The sequence below is a fragment of the Exiguobacterium sp. Leaf187 genome, from assembly GCF_001423925.1.
Classification (GTDB): domain Bacteria; phylum Bacillota; class Bacilli; order Exiguobacteriales; family Exiguobacteriaceae; genus Exiguobacterium_A; species Exiguobacterium_A indicum.
In genome coordinates, this window is sequence record NZ_LMPR01000009.1 from 1,611,031 (window position 1) to 1,631,814 (window position 20,784).

Here is a 20,784-nt window from a genome sequence, read left to right on the forward strand (position 1 = left end):
AATATCCTCCTTAAAAACCTCGCTTCACGCGAGGTTCGTTTCTGCTTCTTGTAGTTGTGTATTGATTTGTTCCATCTCTTCGATCCGGAACTTTGGTGTCATGACTTCGAAATGAGAGCGAAGATTCGTCATCTCGCCTTCGCAAATGCCGCCAAACTCACCATCGATGTTCAAACTCATCTCTGATGTATTCTTCATGCGGACGAATGAGGTCGTGACATGCTCGATGCAAGGGTCCGAGAAATGATCCCCTTTTAAGGCAAGACGCATGACACGAATTAATTCGACGAGGTTACATTTCTTGAGAATGAAGAGATCGAACCGACCGTCATTGAGTGACGCGTTCGGTGACAGCTTCTCGAATCCGCCGACGGAGTTCGTATTGGATGTCAAGAACAGCATGACTTCTCCTTTGAATATACCCTTTTCATGCTCCAGTTCGACATATGTCGGTCGGATTTGCGGAAGTTTCTCCATCCCTTTGACGTAGTACGCGAGCTGTCCGAGTGCCGTCTTCAGCTTCGAAGGCACTTCGTACGACAGTTCTGTCATGATGCCACCACCAGCGATGTTGATGAAGTAATGGACGCCTGCCGATCCTTCAATCTTACCGATATCGACCGGCATCGTATGTCCCGTGCAAATGACATCCATCGCTCCTTCGATCGTCAATGGAATACGCATCGCCCGACCAAAGTCATTCGTCGTTCCAACAGGTAGTACACCAAGCTTCGGACGTTTGTTGTAGGCAGCCATTCCGCTGATCACTTCGTTCAACGTACCATCGCCGCCTGCTGCGACGACGAGATCAAAGTCTGCTTCGCATGCTCGTGCTGCTTCATACGTCGCATCGCCGACCGCTTTCGTCGAGTAGACAGATGTCTCATAACCCGCTGCTTCGAGTCGGTCGAGGATATACGGTAAATTTCGTTTAACCATCTCTTTCCCGGAAGTCGGGTTATAAATCACGCGCGCTCTAGGTCTCATAAGATTTTCTCCTTTTTGACTCAACCGTTCATTTGATACATAACTGTTTTATTTTACATGAACTCTCGAGACATTACAAAGCCAAAAAAGACAGCGTCCGTTTCCTCGCAGAAGTAAAGGAGGAACGAACGCTGTTTGATCAGGTACTTATTTTAATTTTTCAAGCTCTTCATAGAAGAGTTGATCAAGGAGGGCAGGGTTCGCCATTCCTTTTGTTTTCTTCATGATTTGACCGATGACGAAGCCTTTCTTCCGGTCACGTCCACCGAGTAATTCCTCGACGACGGCTGGGTTCGCTTCGAACATCTCGACGATGAGACCACGTAGCAATCCTTCGTCTGAAATTTGTGCAAGACCGTTTGCTTCGACGTATGCACGTGGCTCGACACCTTCTTCGATGACGGCCGTGAAGACTTGTTTGGCGATTTTCGAAGAAATCGTGCCGCTTGCGATCAAGTCGATCATCTCTGCCAGACGAGCAGGTGTCATCTTGACCGTTTCGAACGTTTCCGTCGATTTATTCAAGTGACCTTGGATCTCACCGATCGTCCAGTTGGCTGCTGCTTTTGGTTCTGCGCCTGCTGCGAGAGTCGCTTCGAAGTACTCTGCCATCTCACGTGTGACCGTTAGTTGTTTCGCATCATACGCTGAAAGACCAAGTTCTTCTTGGTAACGCACGCGACGTGCGTCCGGAAGTTCCGGAATACCGGCACGGATCGCTTCTTTCCAATCGTGATCCAGCACGAGCTTGACGAGATCAGGCTCTGGGAAGTAACGGTAATCCGACGCCCCTTCTTTGACACGCATGAGGACAGTTTGTTTTTTTGTCTCATCGAAACGGAGTGTTTCTTGGCGCATCACACCACCCGCAAGCAATAGTTTGCGGTGACGATCTTCTTCGAACTCAAGACCTTTTAAGACGTTTCCGAATGAGTTCAAGTTTTTAAGTTCTGTTTTCGTACCGAACTTCTCTTGCCCGTATGGACGAACGGAGATGTTACAGTCACAACGAAGTGACCCTTCTTCCATCTTGACGTCCGAGACACCTGCATATTGCAAGACTTCCTTGAGACGTTCGAGGTAGGCGACTGCATCTTTCGGTGAACGCATGTCCGCTTCACTGACGATCTCGATGAGCGGTGCACCTGTCCGGTTGAAGTCGACGACTGAGTGATTCGCACCCGTGTGGTTCATCTTACCAGCATCTTCTTCTAGATGGACACGTTCGATCCGGAAGCGTTTTGTTTCGCCATCGACTTCCGCATCAATGTAGCCATCGAAGCCGATCGGTTGATCGAACTGTGAGATTTGATACGCTTTTGGCGTATCTGGATAGAAATAGTTCTTCCGGTCGAATTTCGTTTGATCGGCCACTTGGCAGTTGAGTGCCATAGCTGCACGCACAGCGAGCTCAACGGCTTTTTCGTTGATTTTCGGCAAGACGCCCGGATGTCCAAGACAAATCGGACACGTTTTCGTGTTCGTCTCCGCGCCGTATTCCCGCGCACAACCACAGAACATCTTCGTGTTCGTGCTCAGCTCGGCGTGGACTTCGATCCCGATGATCGTTTCAAAGTTCATGATACATTCGCTCCTTATAACTTCGGAAGCGCGAATCCACCTGTCGCAAGCTCAAACGCATGCGCAGCGCGGTAGATCGTCGCCTCATCGAAATGTTTTCCAATGATTTGTAAGCCGACCGGAAGACCGTCGACGAATCCAGCTGGAACCGAGATGGCTGGGACACCTGCTAAGTTGATTGGAATCGTCAGAATGTCATTCGCATACATCGTGACGGGATCATCGAGTTGTGCACCGAGTTCGAATGCTGGTGTCGGCGCTGTTGGTCCGATGATGACGTCATAGTTCGCGAGGACATCGTCGAAGTCCTTTTTGATCAACGTTCGAGCTTGTTGTGCTTTTTTATAGTAGGCATCGTAGTAACCTGAGCTGAGCGCATACGTTCCGAGCATGATCCGGCGTTTGACTTCGTCTCCGAATCCTTGTGAGCGAGAATACTTGAAGACATCTTCAAGTGCGTCCGCTTCCGCACGGACTCCATAACGAATACCGTCAAAGCGCGCGAGGTTCGATGATGCTTCGGATGAAGCGAGTAAGTAGTACGTCGCAAGCGCATATTTCGAGTTCGGAAGTGACACTTCATCAACCGTCGCACCGAGTGCTTCGAGTTTTTGGATTGCTTCACGGATGTTGGCTTTGACACCTTCACTGACACCCTCACCGAAGTATTCTTTCGGAACAGCGATCTTCAACCCTTTGATATCACCTGTCAACGCTTGTGTGTAATCCGTTGCGGCGACATTCGCAGACGTCGAATCCATCTCACAGTGTCCTGCGATCGCGCTCAAGAGATACGCGTTGTCTTCGACTGTTCGTGTCAACGGACCGATTTGGTCAAGCGACGACGCGAACGCCACAAGACCGAAGCGTGAGACGAGACCGTATGTCGGTTTCAACCCGACGACACCACAATAGGCAGCCGGTTGACGAATCGAACCACCTGTATCCGAACCAAGGCTGAACAAGACTTCGCCTGCTGCGACAGCTGCTGCTGAACCACCTGAAGAACCACCTGGAACGTGTTTCGTATTCCATGGATTGCGAACCGGTTTGTACGCTGAGTTCTCGTTTGAAGAACCCATCGCGAACTCATCCATGTTCAATTTCCCGATCGTGACCGCCCCTGCTTCATGCAGACGCTCGACGACCGTCGCGTCATGCGCTGGTACGAAGTTCTCGAGGAATTTCGAACCACATGTCGTCGTCATCCCTTTCGTGACGATGTTATCCTTGACACCGATTGGAAGACCAAACAATGGATTCGCTTCGTGTTTCGCGACATCATCCATTCGTTTTGCTTGCTCGAATGCTTCTTCGTTCAATGAAAGAAACGCACCGATTTTTCCATCGACGCGGTCGATTTGATCAAAGGATTCTTGGACGAGTTCAGAAACTTTGACTTCGCCATCCTGAATGAGTGTGTGTAGTGTTTTGACACCATGTTCAAAAAGTGACATCGGGTCATTTCCTCCTTATTCGAACACCGCTGGGACGCGGACTTGTCCGTCTTCCCAATCGGGTGCGAGTCGTTCTACTTCCGTACGAGGAAGTGATGGACGTACTTCGTCCTTACGTAGGACGTTCTTTAAATCGAGGACATGAGTCGTCGGTTCGACGCCTGTCGTATCGAGTTCATTTAATTGTTCAGCGAACCCAAGAATCTTCTCGAGTTGTCCTGTGAATTGTGCTACTTCTTCATCTGTCACGGCAAGGCGTGCCAAATGCGCCACGTGGCGGACTTGCTCCTCATTAATCTTTGCCATGTCATTCCACCTCCGGAACTTTTGCGATATATTTTACACTATTTCTAATCATAGCACTTTTCGTCCAGACAAAAAAGACGATGGTGCATCGGGGGGAGGTCCGCACCATCGTCCTATAGGGGTAGCAAAGCTTCCGGGCGGAAAGCTTCTAGTTATGAAATACCCGCTTTAAATCAGACGAAACAAAAATACTGAATATTCATACTAATACACCAAAGAGCAGATAGACATTGAAGACGATGACGATCGAGACGATGATCCAGGCCAACGTGTTCATGAACCGACTGTTCCGATGTTCCCCCATGTACTGTTCACTCGCTGTCGCCCGAATCAAGGGAATCAAGGCGAACGGAATCCCAAACGATAAGGCGACCTGACTAAGGACAAGTGCTCGTGTCGGATCAAAACCGGAGAACAGCAACAAAATTGCCGGCAACATCGTCACGGTCCGGCGAACGAACAGTGGCAGTTGAAGATGAAGAAAGCCGCGCATGATCGCGTCCCCTGACATCGTCCCGACGCTTGAAGAAGCGAGACCCGAGACAAGTAAAGCAATCGCAAACAGATACGGTGCGCTACCACCGAGCGTGACATGAAGTCCCTCGTAGATCGCTTCAAGCGAACCCGCTTGATACGTCGTGCCGTAAAACACACTGGCGGCGATGACGAGCATCGCTCCGTTGACCGCTCCAGCAATCAACATCGCTCCCCAAATGTCGAAACGCTGGATGCGTAACATCGACAATTTATTCGCAACGTGTCCCATCCGGCGTTTCGTTAAATCGGAATGGAGATAGATTGCATGCGGCATGACGGTCGCTCCGAGCATCCCGGCAGCGAGGACGATGCTCGACGTACCTTCAAATCCCGGTAACAATCCTGCCGATAGATCACGAAAGACCGGATGAACTTCAAATACTTCAATCGCAAAAGCAACGGCGATGATTAAGACGAGTACGGCGATGACAGCTTCGAAATGCCGGAGTCCTTTTTGCTCGAAGCCAAGGATGACGAACGACAAGACTGCCGTCAATAATGCTGCCATCCGTAAATCGATTGCAAACAGTAAATGAAATCCGAGTGCGGCCCCGACGAACTCTGCGAGATCGGTTGCCATCGCGACGAGCTCCGCTTGTACCCAGTAGAAGAAGCGCGTGACCGGCGATAACTCCTCCCGGATTACTTCCGCTAAACTGAGATTGCTGACGATTCCAAGCTTGGCTGACAGGAACTGAATGACGACCGCCATCAAGTTCGAGGCAACGATGACCCAAAGCAGCAAATATCCGTACTGGGCGCCTGCCGTCATGTTCGTCGCGAAGTTTCCCGGATCAAGATACGCGACGGCAGCAACGAACGCCGGTCCGAGATATGTCCGTTTTCTTGGTAAATCTTGTGTAAGTGGCTGTGTCGCCATCTCGTTCACCTCACTTTTTGTTTTCATTATACGCTCATTTTGCACAAGTGCAACAAATATGTTTATGGTAAATAACAACGTATGAAGTGAATTAAAAAGGGATGTCTCCTGTAATCAGGAAACACCCCTTTTTATTAATTAGACGATCTTCCGCTCAGGTTCTGCACCTTTTAGTTGCGCTTGTACCTGATCGAATTCGTCATAGATGGCTTGACTCGGTTCCTTCGTCACGAGACTACCGATGACGAGCGCGATTGTCGAAGCAATGAAGGCTGGAATCATCTCATACATTTCTGAAATGTAGGATGGTAATCCATCAACATTCTGATTGATGAGGATCCATGCGATGACGACGACGGATCCCGTGATCATCGAAGCGAGTGCTCCGGTCTTGTTCATCCGGCGCCAGAGCAAACTGAACAGCACGACTGGTCCGAACGCTGAACCAAAACCAGCCCACGCGTAGCCGACAAGTGTCAAGATCGACTTCTGCGCGCCGAACGATAAGAGAATCGCGAGAACCGCTACGACGAGAACCATGACGCGACCCATGATCATCAGTTCGCGGTCTGAAGCGCTGCGTTTAAAGAAACGGTGATAGAAATCATTCGTTGCCGCACTTGAAGAGACGAGGAGCTGCGTCGAAATCGTCGACATGATCGCAGCGAGTAAGGCTGCCAGCAACAGTCCCGTAATGAACCCAGGGAAGAGATCACGTGATAATTGAATGAAGACATTCTCTGGATTTTTTAGTCCAGCACTTTGTTGCGTGAAGTAGGCATAACCGATCAAACCTGTCACCATCGCACCTACGATCGAGAATGTCATCCAAATCATTCCGACGCGACGCGCCGACTTCATCTCGTGTAAGTTCCGGATCGCCATGAAACGGACGATAATATGCGGTTGACCAAAGTAACCAAGTCCCCAAGCGAGGAGCGAGATGATACCAATCGTTGTCGTCCCTTTGAATAACTCGAGCTTTGAGCCGTCCGTCGACCGGATCGTCTCGAGTGTATCGTTGATCCCACCGCTTAAAGCGAGGGCAACGCCTGGTACGATCAGCAACGCGATCACCATGATCATCCCTTGGACGACGTCTGTCCAACTGACGGCAAGGAAACCACCGAGGAAGACGTATGCAATGACGACGCCCGCTAGAATCCAAAGACCTGTCGTGTACTCGAGACCAAAGACGGCTTCGAACAAACGACCACCCGCGACAAAGCCACTTGATGCGTACATTATAAAGAATATTAAGATAACTCCAGCTGAAACAGTACGCAAGACACCACTTTTATCGTGGAATCGTTTTTCGAAGTAATCGGGAATCGTGATCGCATCCCCTGCATGTGCCGTATACGCACGCAGACGCGGCGCGACGAGTAACCAGTTGGCGTATGCGCCAAGTAACAATCCAACGACGATCCACCCACTGGACAGACCAGTTGCATACATCGCACCCGGTAATCCCATCAACAGCCAGCCACTCATGTCACTTGCTCCAGCAGAGAGCGCCGTGACGACTGGACCAATCGTACGTCCCCCAAGCATGTAGTCATTCATGTTCTTCGTCCGATAATACGCAATGACGCCAAGTGCGACCATCAGTCCGAGATACAACAAAATCGCAAACCACATTCCGTTCATCCTTGCTCCCCCTTTTTCCATGATATAAGAAAAACGGGCATGCAGGTCGCACACCCGTTTCATCTATTAAACACCATTTCAGAACATTTCTGAAGTTGTTTTTGCTTGAAGATGTAAAGTCAAGTAATCTGGTCCGCCCGCTTTCGAATCCGTTCCAGACATGTTGAATCCACCGAATGGTTGGTAGCCAACGATTGCGCCTGTGCACCCACGGTTGAAGTAGAGGTTACCGACGTGGAAGTTCGCACGCGCGTACTCTTGGTTCGTCCGGTCTTGCGTGATGACAGCACCTGTCAATCCGTATTCCGTGTTGTTCGCGATGTCGATTGCTTCTTTGAAATCTTTCGCTTTCGTGAAGGCGACGACTGGTCCAAAGATCTCTTCTTGCATCAAACGATCCGTTGGTTGAACGTCCGCGACGACTGTCGGTGAGACGAAGAATCCTGTTGAATCATCTGCCGTACCACCTGCGACGATGCGTCCTTCTTCTTTTGCGACGTCGAAGTACGACGTGATTTTCTTGAATGCTGCTGCGTCGATGACTGGTCCGACGTTGTTTGAGACATCCGTCGGGTTACCGATGCTGAGTTTGTTCGTGTTCGCGACGACTTTTTCGAGCAACTCGTCATAGACAGAGTCGAGTGCGACGACACGTGAACAAGCTGAACATTTTTGACCCGAGAATCCGAATGCCGCTTTCGTGATCATGTCCGCTGCGTAATCGAGGTCGGCCGACTCATCGATGACCATCGTATCTTTTCCGCCCATTTCCGCGATGACGCGTTTGAGCCAGATTTGACCTTCGTTTAGTTTCGATGCCCGCTCGTTGATGCGAAGACCGACATCACGTGATCCCGTGAAGCTGATGAAACGTGTTTTCGGGTGATCGACGAGGTAGTCACCAACTTCTGCCCCTGAACCTGGTACGAAGTTCAAGACACCAGCTGGAAGACCAGCCTGCTCCATTACTTCGACGAATTTCGCTGCGACGACCGGTGTCGTCGATGCGGGTTTCAAGAGGATCGGGTTCCCTGCCACGATTGCTGCGACAGCTGTTCCAGCCATGATCGCGAGTGGGAAGTTCCATGGTGAGATGATGACACCAACACCGAGTGGGATGTAATCGTAACGGTTGTATTCGCCTGGACGACTCTCGACTTTTTTACCGTCTTTTAAGACGAGCATCTGACGTGCGTAGTATTCGAGGAAGTCGATCGCTTCTGCTGTATCAGCATCCGCTTCATTCCAAGGCTTCCCTGCTTCTTTAACGAGGTAGGCAGAGAACTCATGCTTCCGCTTGCGGATGATGTTCGCTGCTTTGAATAGGACGTCCGCACGTACAGACGGATTGACGAATTTCCATGTTTCGAAAGCTGTGACTGCTGCTTGCATCGCTTCTTCTGCATGTTCCTGTGTCGCTTTCGAGACACGTCCGACGATCTCTTCTTTGTTAGCCGGATTGACGGAGACGATTTTATCTTCCGTCGTCACATGTTTTCCACCGATGACGAGCGGATAATCTTTGCCGAGTTCTTGCGTGACGAGTGCAAGTGCCTCTTCGAACGCTTTCTTGTTTGCTTCTTGTGAGAAGTCCGTGAATGGTTCGTGTTTGTACGGAATCATCTCTATTCCCCCTTTAGTCTCTACTTTAAATCGCTTACATTCTCCATTGTACAGAAGCATGAGTCCGCTTACAATTATTCTAGTCAAAAAAATAGAGGAGCGACCAAATTGATCTCTCCTCGTCTCTATTTATTCCTTCGCTTGTGAAAAGACGATCTCTTCGTGTTCAATTGAAACTTTGACGTCTTGCCCTTGGAATAACCAATCATCTTGATCCGAGACGACGAAGTGGATGCCGTCGACGACCTCTTCGACCGCTGCCCGCTCGACTTCTTCCATATGAACACCAACCGAGAAACCTTGTGTTAAATCCGTTGAGCCACCATATTTTGCGAAGAAGCGAATCGTATCGCCTGATTTTGCTTCCATCTCATCTTTGAAGTATTGTAATGCCTCATCTGTAATATGAATTTTCATATCTATCACTCCCCTTTCATTTAGTGTACCGATATCCTACTCAAAAAAGCGAATTTCCTGTATGGTAGAGACAAGATTAGCTATGGAAGCACCATGAAACATTCATCTTAGGAGGAATTCGAATGAAACGATCGCTCGTAGTGCTGCTTGCGACCAGTCTCGTACTCGTCGGTTGCGGAAACGATTCCCCGTCTTCTACAGATACCAAATCCCCGAAGACGACGGAAACGAAACAACAGAAGGCTGAACAAGCCGTTCTTGACGTCTATCAAACATACGAAAAAACGCTCGGTCAATCCGGACGAGCAGATGCGAAGGATCTCGCATCGATTGAATATACGGCTGACGCAAAACAACTTGAACCGCTTGCCGTTGGTGCGAAGAACTTGAATGTCGTTCCCGGTAAGGTCGTCAAGTCGTTCCAAAAGGGCGACGTCGCCTATATCATCCACGAATTCAAGGATGCGAAAGGATCGATTCTCCCAAACCGGGGATCGAAACTGTTATTGAAGAAAGACGATGAGTGGAAAATCGTCCTGACACCGACGACATTCGATCCGTCCGTCTTCTCGACGCTTGGCGATATGTTCACTGGATTTAACGCTGATGAATATGGTGTCAATGCGAAGGCGGCTGATGAGGTCGGAAAAACCGATGAAAAAGAGCAGGATGCCGTCTTCTCTCGTGTCAATGCGCAAACCGATTATATGGCGCTTGAGATGAACAGTAACATCCTGATGATTTACGGTGAGGCGCTCAAGAACGAAGGAAATCCTGAAACGCTCGTTGATTACTATCAAGACTACGCAGACTGGTATGAAGAAGAACAGCCACTCCTCATGAAGACAGCGAAAGCCGGTTCGGATTATGAGAAGTACTTGATTGCCCTCGATCCATTAAAAGAGAGTCTTCAAAAGAAGCTTGAGAAATATGCGGATCAATTAAACATGGAATTAGGATAAGGAGGAATTTTCATGCAAGCACCAACATTCACCCTTCCGAACGCACAAGGAGAACCGATTTCCCTCGAGGATTATCGCGGAAAAAAAGTCGTACTCTATTTCTATCCGAAGGATTCAACGCCTGGTTGTACGACCGAGGCATGTGATTTCCGTGATGCGACGCAAGCGTTCGAAGAAAATAACACCGTCATTCTCGGTGTTTCTGCTGATAGTCAGAAACGGCATCAAAACTTTATCGCAAAATACGAATTGCCGTTCCAATTGTTATCAGATATCGAGCATGAAGTGTGTGAGCAATATGGCGTCTGGCAACTGAAAAAGAATTACGGTAAGGAATATTTTGGAATTGTTCGTTCAACTTTCCTAATTGATGAGTCTGGTGAAATCGTCAAGGAATGGCGCAGTGTGAAAGTAAAAGATCACGTCGCAGAAGCACTTCAGTACGTCCAAGAGCAGAAATGAGTTCAAGAACCAGTTGTTTTATACAACTGGTTCTTTTTGTATTAAACCCTTTTAAAAACTCCTAATTTTATCCTTCAAAAAAAATAATTTAATAAAAAAACCATTGGTATTACACACAAATTTAATGATTTTGAAATAATCTGAAAATATTCTATTGATTTTTCTGAATATTGTATTTATTATTGATAACAAGTTGATCCGGTGCTTTCCACAGCTTAAGAATAAAAGGCGATGACCCCTCTTATTTTTAGTCGGACACCGGATCGCTATCCTATCGGTTCTTATCGTTTCACCAGATATATCTATTTCTTTTGGGAGGGATTTACTTTATGAAGAAGAAAAAGGCACTTGCACTCGTTGGAGCACTGACAATCGCTGGATCAAGTCTTGCGGCATGTTCGACGACAGATGAAGGTAAAAAAGAAAGCGGTTCGACATCTGGAGAGAAATCTTCAGACAAACAAATCTTAAATTTAACGAGTGCTTCAGATATTCCAGCACTTAGCCCAACCGTCGCAACAGACTCTGTTTCCTTCACAGTGTTAAACAACGTCCAAGAAGGTCTATTCCGTCTTGATGACAAACAAGAAGCTACACCTGGTGTTGCTGAAAGTGTTGATGTTTCGGAAGATGGACTTACATACACGTTCAAGCTTCGTGATTCGAAATGGTCGGATGGCAGTGATGTCACAGCAAAAGACTTCGAGTATGCATGGAAACGTGTTCTTGATCCGAAAAGTGGTTCGCAATATGCGTATATCATGTATCTCATCGATGGCGCAGAAGCGTATAACACAGGAAAAGGAAAAGCTGACGATGTTGCAGTCAAAGCTGTTGACGACAAAACGCTCGAAGTTAAGCTGACACAACCGGCTGAATACTTCAAATCATTAACTGGTTTCGGTTCATTCATGCCACTGAAACAAGAGTTCGTCGAAAAACAAGGGAAAAACTTCGCGACGAAACCAGATACATTCCTTTACAACGGACCATTCGTCCTATCAGACTGGAAAACAGAAGTCGGTTGGAGCTACAAGAAAAACGATCAGTACTGGGATAAAGATAACGTTAAACTCGAAGAGATCAACTACAAAGTCGTTAAGGAAACATCGACTGCAGTTAACCTTTACGAAAAAGGTGATATCGACCAAGTTGGTCTGACAAGCGAATTCGTGGATCAGTACAAAGATAACGAAGACTTCGATACACGCCTTGATGCATCGATGTACTATATCCAAATGAACTTCAAGAATGAACTCTTGAAAAATAAAGACATCCGTAAAGCAATCGACTCTGGGTACGATAAAGAGCAGATGGCAAAAGTTCTCTTAAACAACGGTTCAATCCCAGCTTATTACTATGTCCCGAAAGAATTCGCAAAAGGTCCAGACGGTAAAGACTTCCGTGATGGTAACGAAGGCTTCGGTTCATACGATGCTTCTTCTGCAAAAGCATCGTTCGAAAAAGGATTGAAAGATATCGGTAAAAAATCAGTCAAACTCGAGCTTCTTTCATACGATGATGATAACTCGAAGAAAATCTCTGAATACCTTAAAGGCGAGTGGGAGAAAAACCTTCCAGGTCTTGAAGTCACGATCAAACAACAGCCGTTCAAGAACAAACTTGAGCTAGAATCAAAAGGTGAGTTCGAACTATCATTCGCAGGATGGGGACCTGACTACCAGGATCCGATGACGTTCCTCGATATGTGGGTAACAGGTGGACCATACAACCGTGGTAAGTACTCAAGCGATAAATATGATTCACTCATCAAATCAGCTCAAAAAGAAGTAGATGCTGAGAAACGTTGGCAGGCACTGAAAGACGCTGAGAAAACTCTCCTTGAGGACGATCAAGCGATCTCTGTTATGTATCAGCGCGGAGCTTCCTTCTTACGTAAGCCGTATGTCAAAGGAATCGTCAACCATAAAGTAGGTGCCGATACTTCATACAAATGGGCATCAATCGAAGGAAAATAAGTTACACCAAAAGACCAGATTCGCTGACGAGCGTGTCTGGTCTTTTTTTCCACCTGTGTCATTTGTCCTATTTTTCTGAATAGCATTAAAATTTCGTGTCATTCTGTTTTCATTTTTATATCTTCGTTTTATACTATCAAAGAATCCGATTCACTATATTTACAATAATTCATTAAAATTATTCATAATTAATGGAAATGAACCGATATATTTACCACAGAGGACTTTTGCCTCAATACTCTACTTCACTAGGAAGGAGGACTCACTCATGAAGCAACGCGTACTTACAAATCAAAAGAGTTATACGGAAGAACAACTCGAGATGATCGAAGCGATTCGCGCAGTCGGTGAACTCATCCAGGATCGTCCAAGGCGTACAGTCTACCGTCGTTATGCGCTCGTCAATGACTGGCCACAGCCAGAGAATATCGTTCGTCAATTCGGGTCTTGGCCTGAAGCTTTATCTGCAGCAGGTTACGAATGGAATGTAGATCAGCAACCCGAAGAACTCGAGCGGGCGCCGAAGTATACAAAAGATGAGATTTTAAAATCGTTTCATCGCTATGCGCAGGATGTCGGATCGACAATCACCTTGAAAAAGTATCAAATGTGGCGAAAATCCGTTCACCACGCGCCGAGTCACTATCACATCGTTAAGATGTTCGGATCATGGCATGATGCCTGTACGGCAGCAGGTCTTGAAGCCAGCGTGACCTATTCTAAAGCAGAGCTCGCTGCATCGCTTCGTCAAGCCATCGAAGAAGTCGGATTTTCTCTTTCATTTGAAGCCTATCGAGAATGGGCGAAACGGAACAATAAACCCTCAACGAAAGCTCTATTACACCGATACGGCTCTTGGTCGGCTGCGATTCATGCGATTGAAAATGAGATCCGTCTCAACAAACAACAAGCTCAATGAACTCATCCATTTTTCAGTCCTTTCCGATCTTCGAGACGGAAAGGCTTTTTTTCATCAAAAAAAAGATGACGTTTCCGCCATCTTTTTTTGGTGTGATTCAAATGACTTTCTCTTTCCATTCATGATACGCTGCGACACGATCGCGTCCTTGGAACTTCGCACCGACATACATCGCACGGTCCGCGTTTCGGATCAAACTGGCTAGATCGCCCAGTTCCTTCAGCGTATCTATCCCTATGCTCGCTGTAATCTCAAGAGTATGACCCTCGACTACTATCGGATTAGCATGCAACGTCTCACGAATTCGTTCTGCCACGATGCGGGCGGACTCTAGATCCGTATTCGGAAGCAAGATGACGAATTCTTCCCCACCATACCGAGCCACGAGATCCGTGATTCGCGTCGCTTGCATCAGCAACTTAGCTACTTCAAATAGGACGACATCGCCGATTTCATGACCGTACGTATCATTGATTTGCTTAAAGTGATCGAGATCGATCATCAATGCGGAGAAAGGATACAGATCGCGTTGTTTGATTCGACGATCCCCCCACTCTTGTAACGCACGATAATTGGGTAATTTCGTCATCGCATCCGTCCGGCTATCAATCAGTAATCGCTCTCGTTCATGTGCGCGCTCTACAGCCCATGACAGGACACGCAACGCGCGATACAACTCGTACCCAAAGTCTTTCGTAAACTCTCCACTGGCTTCAGAGGCAAGTAAGAGTGAGCAATTGATCGTCTCCGTTGCTTCAGGCTGTATGAATAAGACGGATTGAATTTCCTCTGGTAAACAATCATACAATCGAATATCCCACTCCTGTTGCATACCATAGAGTAAAACTTCCTCTTTTTCAATGATTTCCTCTATGACCTTCCCTTCTACATGGTCCGCCTTTAATTTACGCCCATCCTTTAAGGAATAATAGACACTTTGTTGTCCCTCTTCGAAATCGAATTTAATCCATGCAATATCCGGTTTGACGAATTGATTGAGTTGTCGCAGGTATCGTTCGATGATAAATTGCGCGTCACCGTCTTTCCACGCCGCTTCTTTTAAACGTTCAATTTGTTCCCAATGCTCAATTCGGTCCGATGCTTGGACCGAACTACCGAGAGAACGCTTGATGATGAAAAGTGCAAACGCTGCCATTACAAGCCCGCTATTCCCGTTTCCTTGCACGACAAGTGTACTGAAAATACCATAGAGTAGTTCTGCCGTGATGACGACTGCTTCGAAGCGTAGCAGCTGAAACATGACATCACTTGGAATATTTTCACCCAAAAGAAATCGTGAAAGTTGGTATTGCAGCAATAAGACAATCCATAAAATAACGACCATCGCAAGCAACGGGATGATGTTGTCAGTTAATTGAAAGGCATCACCATGCGTCCCACCTAAGAGATTATAAGCTAGACCTGCTGGTACGATTAAGAAAAGTTCTAGCGCCACATTAAACGGATAGTTATGTAGCATCCGTCGTCTTCCGACTGGTGTATGAATCGTACGTAATTGATAAATCAACATGGTGACCTGTCCTACACAAATAGCAGAAAGCATGCCATACGTTAAAAATGTGAACAATACAAAACCAAAATGAAACGTGAAGCTCATATGTCGTCGGCGAACCGGATCGACGACAAAAATAGTGGATAATGCGGCAATCAATAAAAACGTGAACAAGTCGACGCTGAGGCTATAATCCTTAGACTTCGCAAAAAGATCGATGCCAATCACGATTAAGAAAAATACGACCCAGCTTCGAAGGAGATATTGTTGAAAACGGCGCACTCGAACTTCCCCTTCCTGTTTAATCTATTTTTTAAAATTGTAATAAATTGTTAATTCTATTATTCAATTTTTTGAGCAAAATGTCGAACTTGAATCGTTTCATTTGATACACTCATTAAAGAGGTGATCTTTCATGACAAATACGTTTACTCAATATGCTTTTGACACGTTTCACATTGATGGTCTTGATTCACGAATGCATGCCATTCGCGAGCGCATCCAACCGATTTTTCGCGATATCGGACAAGAAATCACGCCCGACTTGACCGTCGCGATCGAAGAGGACATGCACGTCCATATCGCACAACATGCTAGACGCAAAGTAAATCCGCCACAGGATACATGGATGGCTTTTTCACCAGATAAACGCGGCTATAAAAAGCATCCTCACTTCCAAGTCGGACTGTTTGATGACCATCTGTTCATTTGGCTCGCCTATATCTATGAGTTGCCGAACAAACAACAATATGCCTCACAATTACTAAAGCATACGGATTTACTAACCACACTCCCTGAAGACTTCGTCATTTCATATGATCATATGAAAAAAGATGCTGTTCCCGTACACGAGACCGACATCCATTCAGGGTTAGAACGCTTCCATGATGTCAAAAAAGCAGAATTCCTCGTCGGTCGTCACATTTCAGCACAACAAGTGAGCGAATTGACACGCGAGGAGTTGTTAGATGTGATTCGAAATACCTATTCGCATCTCGTACCACTCTATAAAACGATTAAATAAAAAGGATGGCCGAATCGGTCATCCTTTCATTAGTTATATTTTACTAGAATTGACATGACTTGTGTACGGTCAGAGTTTAAATTTAGATAAATGTTGACCTGTTTTGAGGAAACGGTCATGACATTGAACGTTTTATCGAGTTTAGCTGTCGGATAGGCTTGTTTGACTTCCTTGACTGTAACCGTCCGTTTGACTTGTTTCGGATCATAAACGATGGCACTGACTTTCGCTTTTGCATCCTTCACACCATACGTTGAACAGTAGTGAAGGGCACGATCTGCTGAAGCAAGACCATTTCCACTTTGACACCAGTTCGAGCTCTTTTCGCCTTTGTACGCTTTATGTACTTGCGCAAGTGTCGTTTTTTCAAGAACAACTTTTCCATCGAGGGAATGTGCTTGTTTTGCTTGCGTCTGAATTTCTTGAAGCCATTTTACATCAGTTTGTTTTGTTGCTTCGACCGATTGATTATATGAAGTGCCTGACACGATGCTGACAGTGAGTGCGGCAGTTAAGATGATTCCTAAGACTTGTTTCATGCTAATGTCCTCCTCGGCGCCTATATAAAGCGTTGATAATAAACTGATTCCCCTATTTCAAAAAATTATTCAGTTTTTATAGTTTTTTTATGGAAGTTTATTTTTATTTTTTATACATGCAAACAAAAAGAACCTAGTGTCGGCGGGACACTAGGTTCTTCCTCATTTCTTATGCATCTTAAACTCTAGGAACAACTCATTGTAATGTGCGAGCATCTTCTTCCCGAGGTTCTCATAAACTTCAAGTGTATCGGTGACTTGTTTATCAGGATAGAATCGCTCATCGGTCCGAACCGATTTGTCGAGCAGTTTTAAGCCTTCTTTGTTTGGTGTCGAATAACCGACGTAATCCGCATTTTTCGCTGAAACATCTGGACGCAGCATGAAGTTGATGAACTCATGTGCCCCCTCGACGTTTTTCGCGGTCTTCGGAATGACGACATTATCGAACCAGACGTTTGATCCTTCTTTTGGAATGACGTAGTCAAGATTTTCATTCTCGCTCATGATCTCGTTTGCATCACCTGACCAGACGACACCGAGCCCCGCTTCTTCATTCGCGAGCAATAACTTAATCTCGTCTCCGACGATTGCCTTGACGTTTGGTGTCAGGCGCATCAAGTTCGCTTTTGCTTCCTGTAGTTTCGACTCATCCGTTTCATTTAACGAATAACCGAGACTATTCAAGCTCATCCCCATCACTTCACGGGCACCGTCAGCGAGTAGAATCTGATTCTTTAGCTTCGGATCCCAGAGATCCTTCCAGCTCGTCGGTTTCTTCCCATCAATCAAGTCTTTATTGTAGACGATACCGACCGTTCCCCAGAAATACGGAATCGAGTACTTGTTGTTCGGATCGAACGATAAATCTAAAAAGCGCGAATCGATGTTTTTGAGATTCGGGATTTTTTGATGATCGATCGGAACGACGAGCTTCTCATCGATCATCTTCGCAATCGCATAGTCGGACGGAACAGCGATATCGTACGTCGTTCCTCCCTGTTCGATCTTCGTCAGCATTGCTTCGTTTGAATCGAACGTCTGATAGACGACTTTGATGCCGCTCTCCTTCTCAAACTGTTTGATCAGTGCTGGGTCGATGTAATCGCCCCAGTTGTAGATGTTCAGGACATTTTTCCCTGAATACCCTTGTGTCTCATTTAACTGATTCAAGGTGAATAAAATGACACCCGAGATCAGGAAAATCGCAGCAAATAATTGAATCAATTTTTTCAACGGTCATTTCACCTCCGGTCGCGAAAGCTTCGTAGCAGCTCGTTGGTTCAAGAAGTAGTAGCCGATGACGAGTAAGAACGTAAACAAGAAGATGACGGTCGACAAGGCGTTGATCTTCATCGAAATCCCTTGACGGGCAAGTGAGTAGATCTCAACGGACAACGTCGTAAAGCCGTTTCCTGTCACGAAGAACGTCACCGCAAAATCATCCAGTGAGTACGTCAATGCCGTAAAGAAGCCAGCGAAGATCCCCGGTGTGATATACGGCAAGATAACTTTCGTCAAAACATCCCAACGGCTTGCGCCTAAGTCGCGCGCTGCATCAACGAGCGTTGGACTCATCTCCTGCAACTTCGGCAGGACGAGAATGACGACGATCGGTACCGAAAACGCGATGTGGGACAGTAAGACTGACGTAAAGCCGAGTTGGATGCCAAGTAGCGTGAAGAAGATCAAGAACGATGCCCCAATGATAACATCCGGACTGACGATCAAGATGCTGTTGAGCGTCAACAACGACGTCTCGACCCGTTTCTTACGGACGGCTTGAATCCCAATCGCTCCGAATACGCCAAGAATCGTCGAGATTGCAGCTGATAACAAGGCGATGACGAGTGTGTTCAATACGATGATCAACAAACGTGAATCTTGGAAGACTTCCTTGTACCAATCCCACGTGAACGAATCGAAGTTCGTCATGTTGTCAGCACTGTTGAACGAATAGAATGCCAAGTAGAATATCGGAGCATACAAAATGATGAAGACTCCGATCAGATAAAGATTTGCTAGTTTCAGACGTTTCATCAAGTCGTCGCTCCTTTCTTCCGTTTCGTACTCGTCAAGGCAAGGATGATCGCCATCGCGATGATGAGGAAGACAGCGATCGTCGCTCCCATGCCCCAGTTCTGTGTCACGAGGAACTGCTGTTCAATCGCTGTACCGAGCGTGATGACGCGGTTCCCGGCAATCAGACGCGTAATCATGAACAGCGATAACGCCGGAATGAAGACGAGCTGACAGCCTGACTTCACACCATCGAGCGTCAGCGGGAAGACGACACGCCGAAACGTCGTGAAGTTCGACGCCCCAAGATCACGTGCAGCGAAGACGAGTGACGGACTCAGTTTTTCAATCGCATTGAAGATCGGCAGGATCATGAACGGAATGAAGATGTACACCGAGACGAAGACGAAACTAAAATCGGTAAAGAGAATCTGTTGTCGTCCAATTCCAATCGCTTCAAGCGTTTGGTTCGCAAGACCATACGTACTGAACAACCCGATGAAGGCATAAGCTTTCAACAACAAGTTGATCCACGTCGGTAAGATGATCAAAAGTAGCCACAGCTGTTTATGCTTCGTTTTCGTCAACAAGTAAGCGGTCGGATAACCGATCAAGAGCGAAAACACTGTAATCAAAAAGGCATACCAGAACGAGCTGAGTGTCATCGTCAAATAGGTCGACGTAAAGAAGTTCTGGTAGTTCTCAAATGAGAAGTTGCCGTCCAAATCAAGGAATGAATAGTAGACGACGAGTACGATCGGTGCGATGACGAACAAGGCAATCCAGAATAGATACGGGATGAGATACCAGTTACGTGATTTTTGCATCATAACACCCCGTCGTAGGATTCCAGGCGCTTATCGAATTCTTCTTCCGTCTCGTTCAGTCGCATGACGTGAATCGCTTCCGGATCAAATGTCAGTCCGATCTGCTCACCAACCGTCGCTTTTTTCGTACTGTGGACGAGCCATTCGTTACCGACTTCATCCATACAAGCGATCTCGTAATGCACGCCACGGAAAAGTTGCGAATCGACGGTGACTTGTAGTTTCCCTTGGGTCACGTTCGTGATTTCGAGATCCTCCGGACGGATGACGATCTCGACCGGTTCGTTCAATTCAAGACCACGGTCGACACATTCGAATTCCTTTTCTGCGAACCAGACCCGATAGTCTTCCACCATGCGCCCTGGAATGATGTTCGACTCACCGATGAAGTCCGCGACGAAGCGGTTGATCGGTTCATCATAGATATCCGTCGGTGTGCCCGATTGTTGAATGACACCGTGATTGAGGACGAAGATTTCATCTGACATCGCCAGTGCCTCTTCTTGGTCGTGCGTGACGAAGATGAACGTGATGCCAAGACGACGTTGCAAGTCGCGGAGCTCATACTGCATCTCTGTCCGTAATTTCAAGTCGAGCGCTGACAGTGGCTCATCGAGCAAGATGACTTCCGGCTCATTGACGATTGCCCGAGCAATCGCGACACGTTGCCGCTGTCCACCTGACATCTCGGTGATTTCTCGTTTCTCATAACCGGACAAGTTGACGAACTTCAACGCGTCCGTCACACGTTTAGCGATTTCTGCTTCTTTCACCTTCTTGATGCGAAGACCGAAGGCGATGTTCTCGAAAACGTTCAAGTGCGGGAAGAGTGCATAGTCTTGGAAAACCGTATTGACTTGACGTTTGTTCGCCGGTACATCGTTGATCCGTTTTCCGTTGAAGATGATGTCCCCTTCTGTTGCTTCCGAAAAGCCAGCAATCAGTCGTAAGATCGTCGTTTTCCCACAACCCGATGGTCCGAGTAACGTATAGAACTTCCCGCGTTCGATTTCGAAGCTGACTTGGTCGAGGACGGTCTGATCGTCGTATCGTTTCGTAACGTCCTTGAATTGAATGATCGTAGTATCTGCCAATCTAGTTC

The 20,784-nt window shown here is 46.8% G+C and carries 19 protein-coding genes; 5 read left to right on the plus strand and 14 right to left on the minus strand.

Annotated features, from left to right (window positions below):
* Positions 1–24: 24 nt before the first annotated feature.
* The 8 genes from ASF99_RS12555 to ASF99_RS12590 form a co-directional block, all read right to left on the minus strand.
* A complete protein-coding gene (locus ASF99_RS12555; RefSeq protein ID WP_023469333.1) occupies positions 25–987 on the minus strand; it encodes a diacylglycerol kinase in 963 nt (320 codons plus the stop codon).
* Positions 988–1,134: 147 nt separating this feature from the next.
* Entirely contained in the window at positions 1,135–2,568 is a 1,434-nt protein-coding gene (gene gatB, locus ASF99_RS12560; RefSeq protein WP_035396151.1) for an Asp-tRNA(Asn)/Glu-tRNA(Gln) amidotransferase subunit GatB, read from the minus strand.
* Positions 2,569–2,582: 14 nt separating this feature from the next.
* On the minus strand, positions 2,583–4,025 hold the full coding sequence (gene gatA / locus ASF99_RS12565) for an Asp-tRNA(Asn)/Glu-tRNA(Gln) amidotransferase subunit GatA (protein WP_023469335.1): 1,443 nt from the start codon (positions 4,023–4,025) through the stop codon (positions 2,583–2,585).
* A gap of 15 nt (positions 4,026–4,040) precedes the next feature.
* Positions 4,041–4,331, minus strand: a complete 291-nt coding sequence (gene gatC / locus ASF99_RS12570) for an Asp-tRNA(Asn)/Glu-tRNA(Gln) amidotransferase subunit GatC (protein ID WP_023469336.1) — start codon at positions 4,329–4,331, stop codon at positions 4,041–4,043.
* Between the two features lie 199 nt (positions 4,332–4,530).
* Positions 4,531–5,775 (minus strand): Nramp family divalent metal transporter, encoded by a 1,245-nt coding sequence (locus tag ASF99_RS12575; RefSeq protein ID WP_082487178.1) that lies wholly within the window; start codon positions 5,773–5,775, stop codon positions 4,531–4,533.
* Positions 5,776–5,886: 111 nt separating this feature from the next.
* Positions 5,887–7,398: a sodium/proline symporter PutP gene (gene putP, locus ASF99_RS12580; RefSeq protein ID WP_055969067.1), complete on the minus strand. Its 1,512-nt coding sequence runs from the start codon at positions 7,396–7,398 to the stop codon at positions 5,887–5,889.
* A gap of 78 nt (positions 7,399–7,476) precedes the next feature.
* The gene (gene pruA / locus ASF99_RS12585; protein ID WP_029342578.1) at positions 7,477–9,021 is read right to left on the minus strand and encodes an L-glutamate gamma-semialdehyde dehydrogenase; all 1,545 of its coding nucleotides are present in this window, start codon (positions 9,019–9,021) and stop codon (positions 7,477–7,479) included.
* A 129-nt stretch (positions 9,022–9,150) separates the two neighbouring features.
* Positions 9,151–9,438, minus strand: coding sequence for a HesB/YadR/YfhF family protein (locus tag ASF99_RS12590; RefSeq protein WP_023469340.1), 288 nt, complete (start codon positions 9,436–9,438; stop codon positions 9,151–9,153).
* 122 nt (positions 9,439–9,560) lie between these two features.
* On the opposite strand from ASF99_RS12590, the gene ASF99_RS12595 reads away from it, so the two are divergent.
* The 4 genes from ASF99_RS12595 (at position 9,561) to ASF99_RS12610 (ending at position 13,760) form a co-directional block, all read left to right on the plus strand.
* Positions 9,561–10,400 (plus strand): hypothetical protein, encoded by an 840-nt coding sequence (locus ASF99_RS12595; protein ID WP_055969070.1) that lies wholly within the window; start codon positions 9,561–9,563, stop codon positions 10,398–10,400.
* 12 nt (positions 10,401–10,412) lie between these two features.
* Positions 10,413–10,862, plus strand: coding sequence for a thioredoxin-dependent thiol peroxidase (bcp, locus tag ASF99_RS12600; protein ID WP_023469342.1), 450 nt, complete (start codon positions 10,413–10,415; stop codon positions 10,860–10,862).
* Between the two features lie 329 nt (positions 10,863–11,191).
* On the plus strand, positions 11,192–12,841 hold the full coding sequence (locus ASF99_RS12605) for a peptide ABC transporter substrate-binding protein (RefSeq protein WP_023469343.1): 1,650 nt from the start codon (positions 11,192–11,194) through the stop codon (positions 12,839–12,841).
* A gap of 268 nt (positions 12,842–13,109) precedes the next feature.
* Positions 13,110–13,760 carry a homing endonuclease associated repeat-containing protein gene (locus tag ASF99_RS12610; RefSeq protein WP_023469344.1) on the plus strand — a complete coding sequence of 217 codons (651 nt, stop codon included), beginning with the start codon at positions 13,110–13,112 and terminating at the stop codon, positions 13,758–13,760.
* Positions 13,761–13,857: 97 nt separating this feature from the next.
* On the opposite strand, the gene ASF99_RS12615 is transcribed toward ASF99_RS12610, so the two are convergent.
* Positions 13,858–15,555, minus strand: a complete 1,698-nt coding sequence (locus tag ASF99_RS12615; RefSeq protein WP_055969073.1) for a GGDEF domain-containing protein — start codon at positions 15,553–15,555, stop codon at positions 13,858–13,860.
* Between the two features lie 133 nt (positions 15,556–15,688).
* On the opposite strand from ASF99_RS12615, the gene ASF99_RS12620 reads away from it, so the two are divergent.
* A complete protein-coding gene (locus tag ASF99_RS12620; RefSeq protein ID WP_023469346.1) occupies positions 15,689–16,297 on the plus strand; it encodes a YktB family protein in 609 nt (202 codons plus the stop codon).
* Between the two features lie 29 nt (positions 16,298–16,326).
* On the opposite strand, the gene ASF99_RS12625 is transcribed toward ASF99_RS12620, so the two are convergent.
* The 5 genes from ASF99_RS12625 to ASF99_RS12645 form a co-directional block, all read right to left on the minus strand.
* On the minus strand, positions 16,327–16,836 hold the full coding sequence (locus ASF99_RS12625; protein ID WP_023469347.1) for a hypothetical protein: 510 nt from the start codon (positions 16,834–16,836) through the stop codon (positions 16,327–16,329).
* A 162-nt stretch (positions 16,837–16,998) separates the two neighbouring features.
* Positions 16,999–18,072, minus strand: coding sequence for an ABC transporter substrate-binding protein (locus tag ASF99_RS12630; RefSeq protein ID WP_023469348.1), 1,074 nt, complete (start codon positions 18,070–18,072; stop codon positions 16,999–17,001).
* Positions 18,073–18,075: 3 nt separating this feature from the next.
* Complete coding sequence (locus tag ASF99_RS12635) at positions 18,076–18,876, minus strand: ABC transporter permease (RefSeq protein WP_029342587.1); 801 nt, start codon at positions 18,874–18,876, stop codon at positions 18,076–18,078.
* Positions 18,876–19,685 (minus strand): ABC transporter permease, encoded by an 810-nt coding sequence (locus ASF99_RS12640; RefSeq protein WP_029342588.1) that lies wholly within the window; start codon positions 19,683–19,685, stop codon positions 18,876–18,878. Before ASF99_RS12640 ends, ASF99_RS12635 begins: the two co-directional genes overlap by 1 nt.
* Complete coding sequence (locus ASF99_RS12645; RefSeq protein WP_023469351.1) at positions 19,682–20,776, minus strand: ABC transporter ATP-binding protein; 1,095 nt, start codon at positions 20,774–20,776, stop codon at positions 19,682–19,684. Before ASF99_RS12645 ends, ASF99_RS12640 begins: the two co-directional genes overlap by 4 nt.
* Positions 20,777–20,784 lie beyond the last annotated feature (8 nt).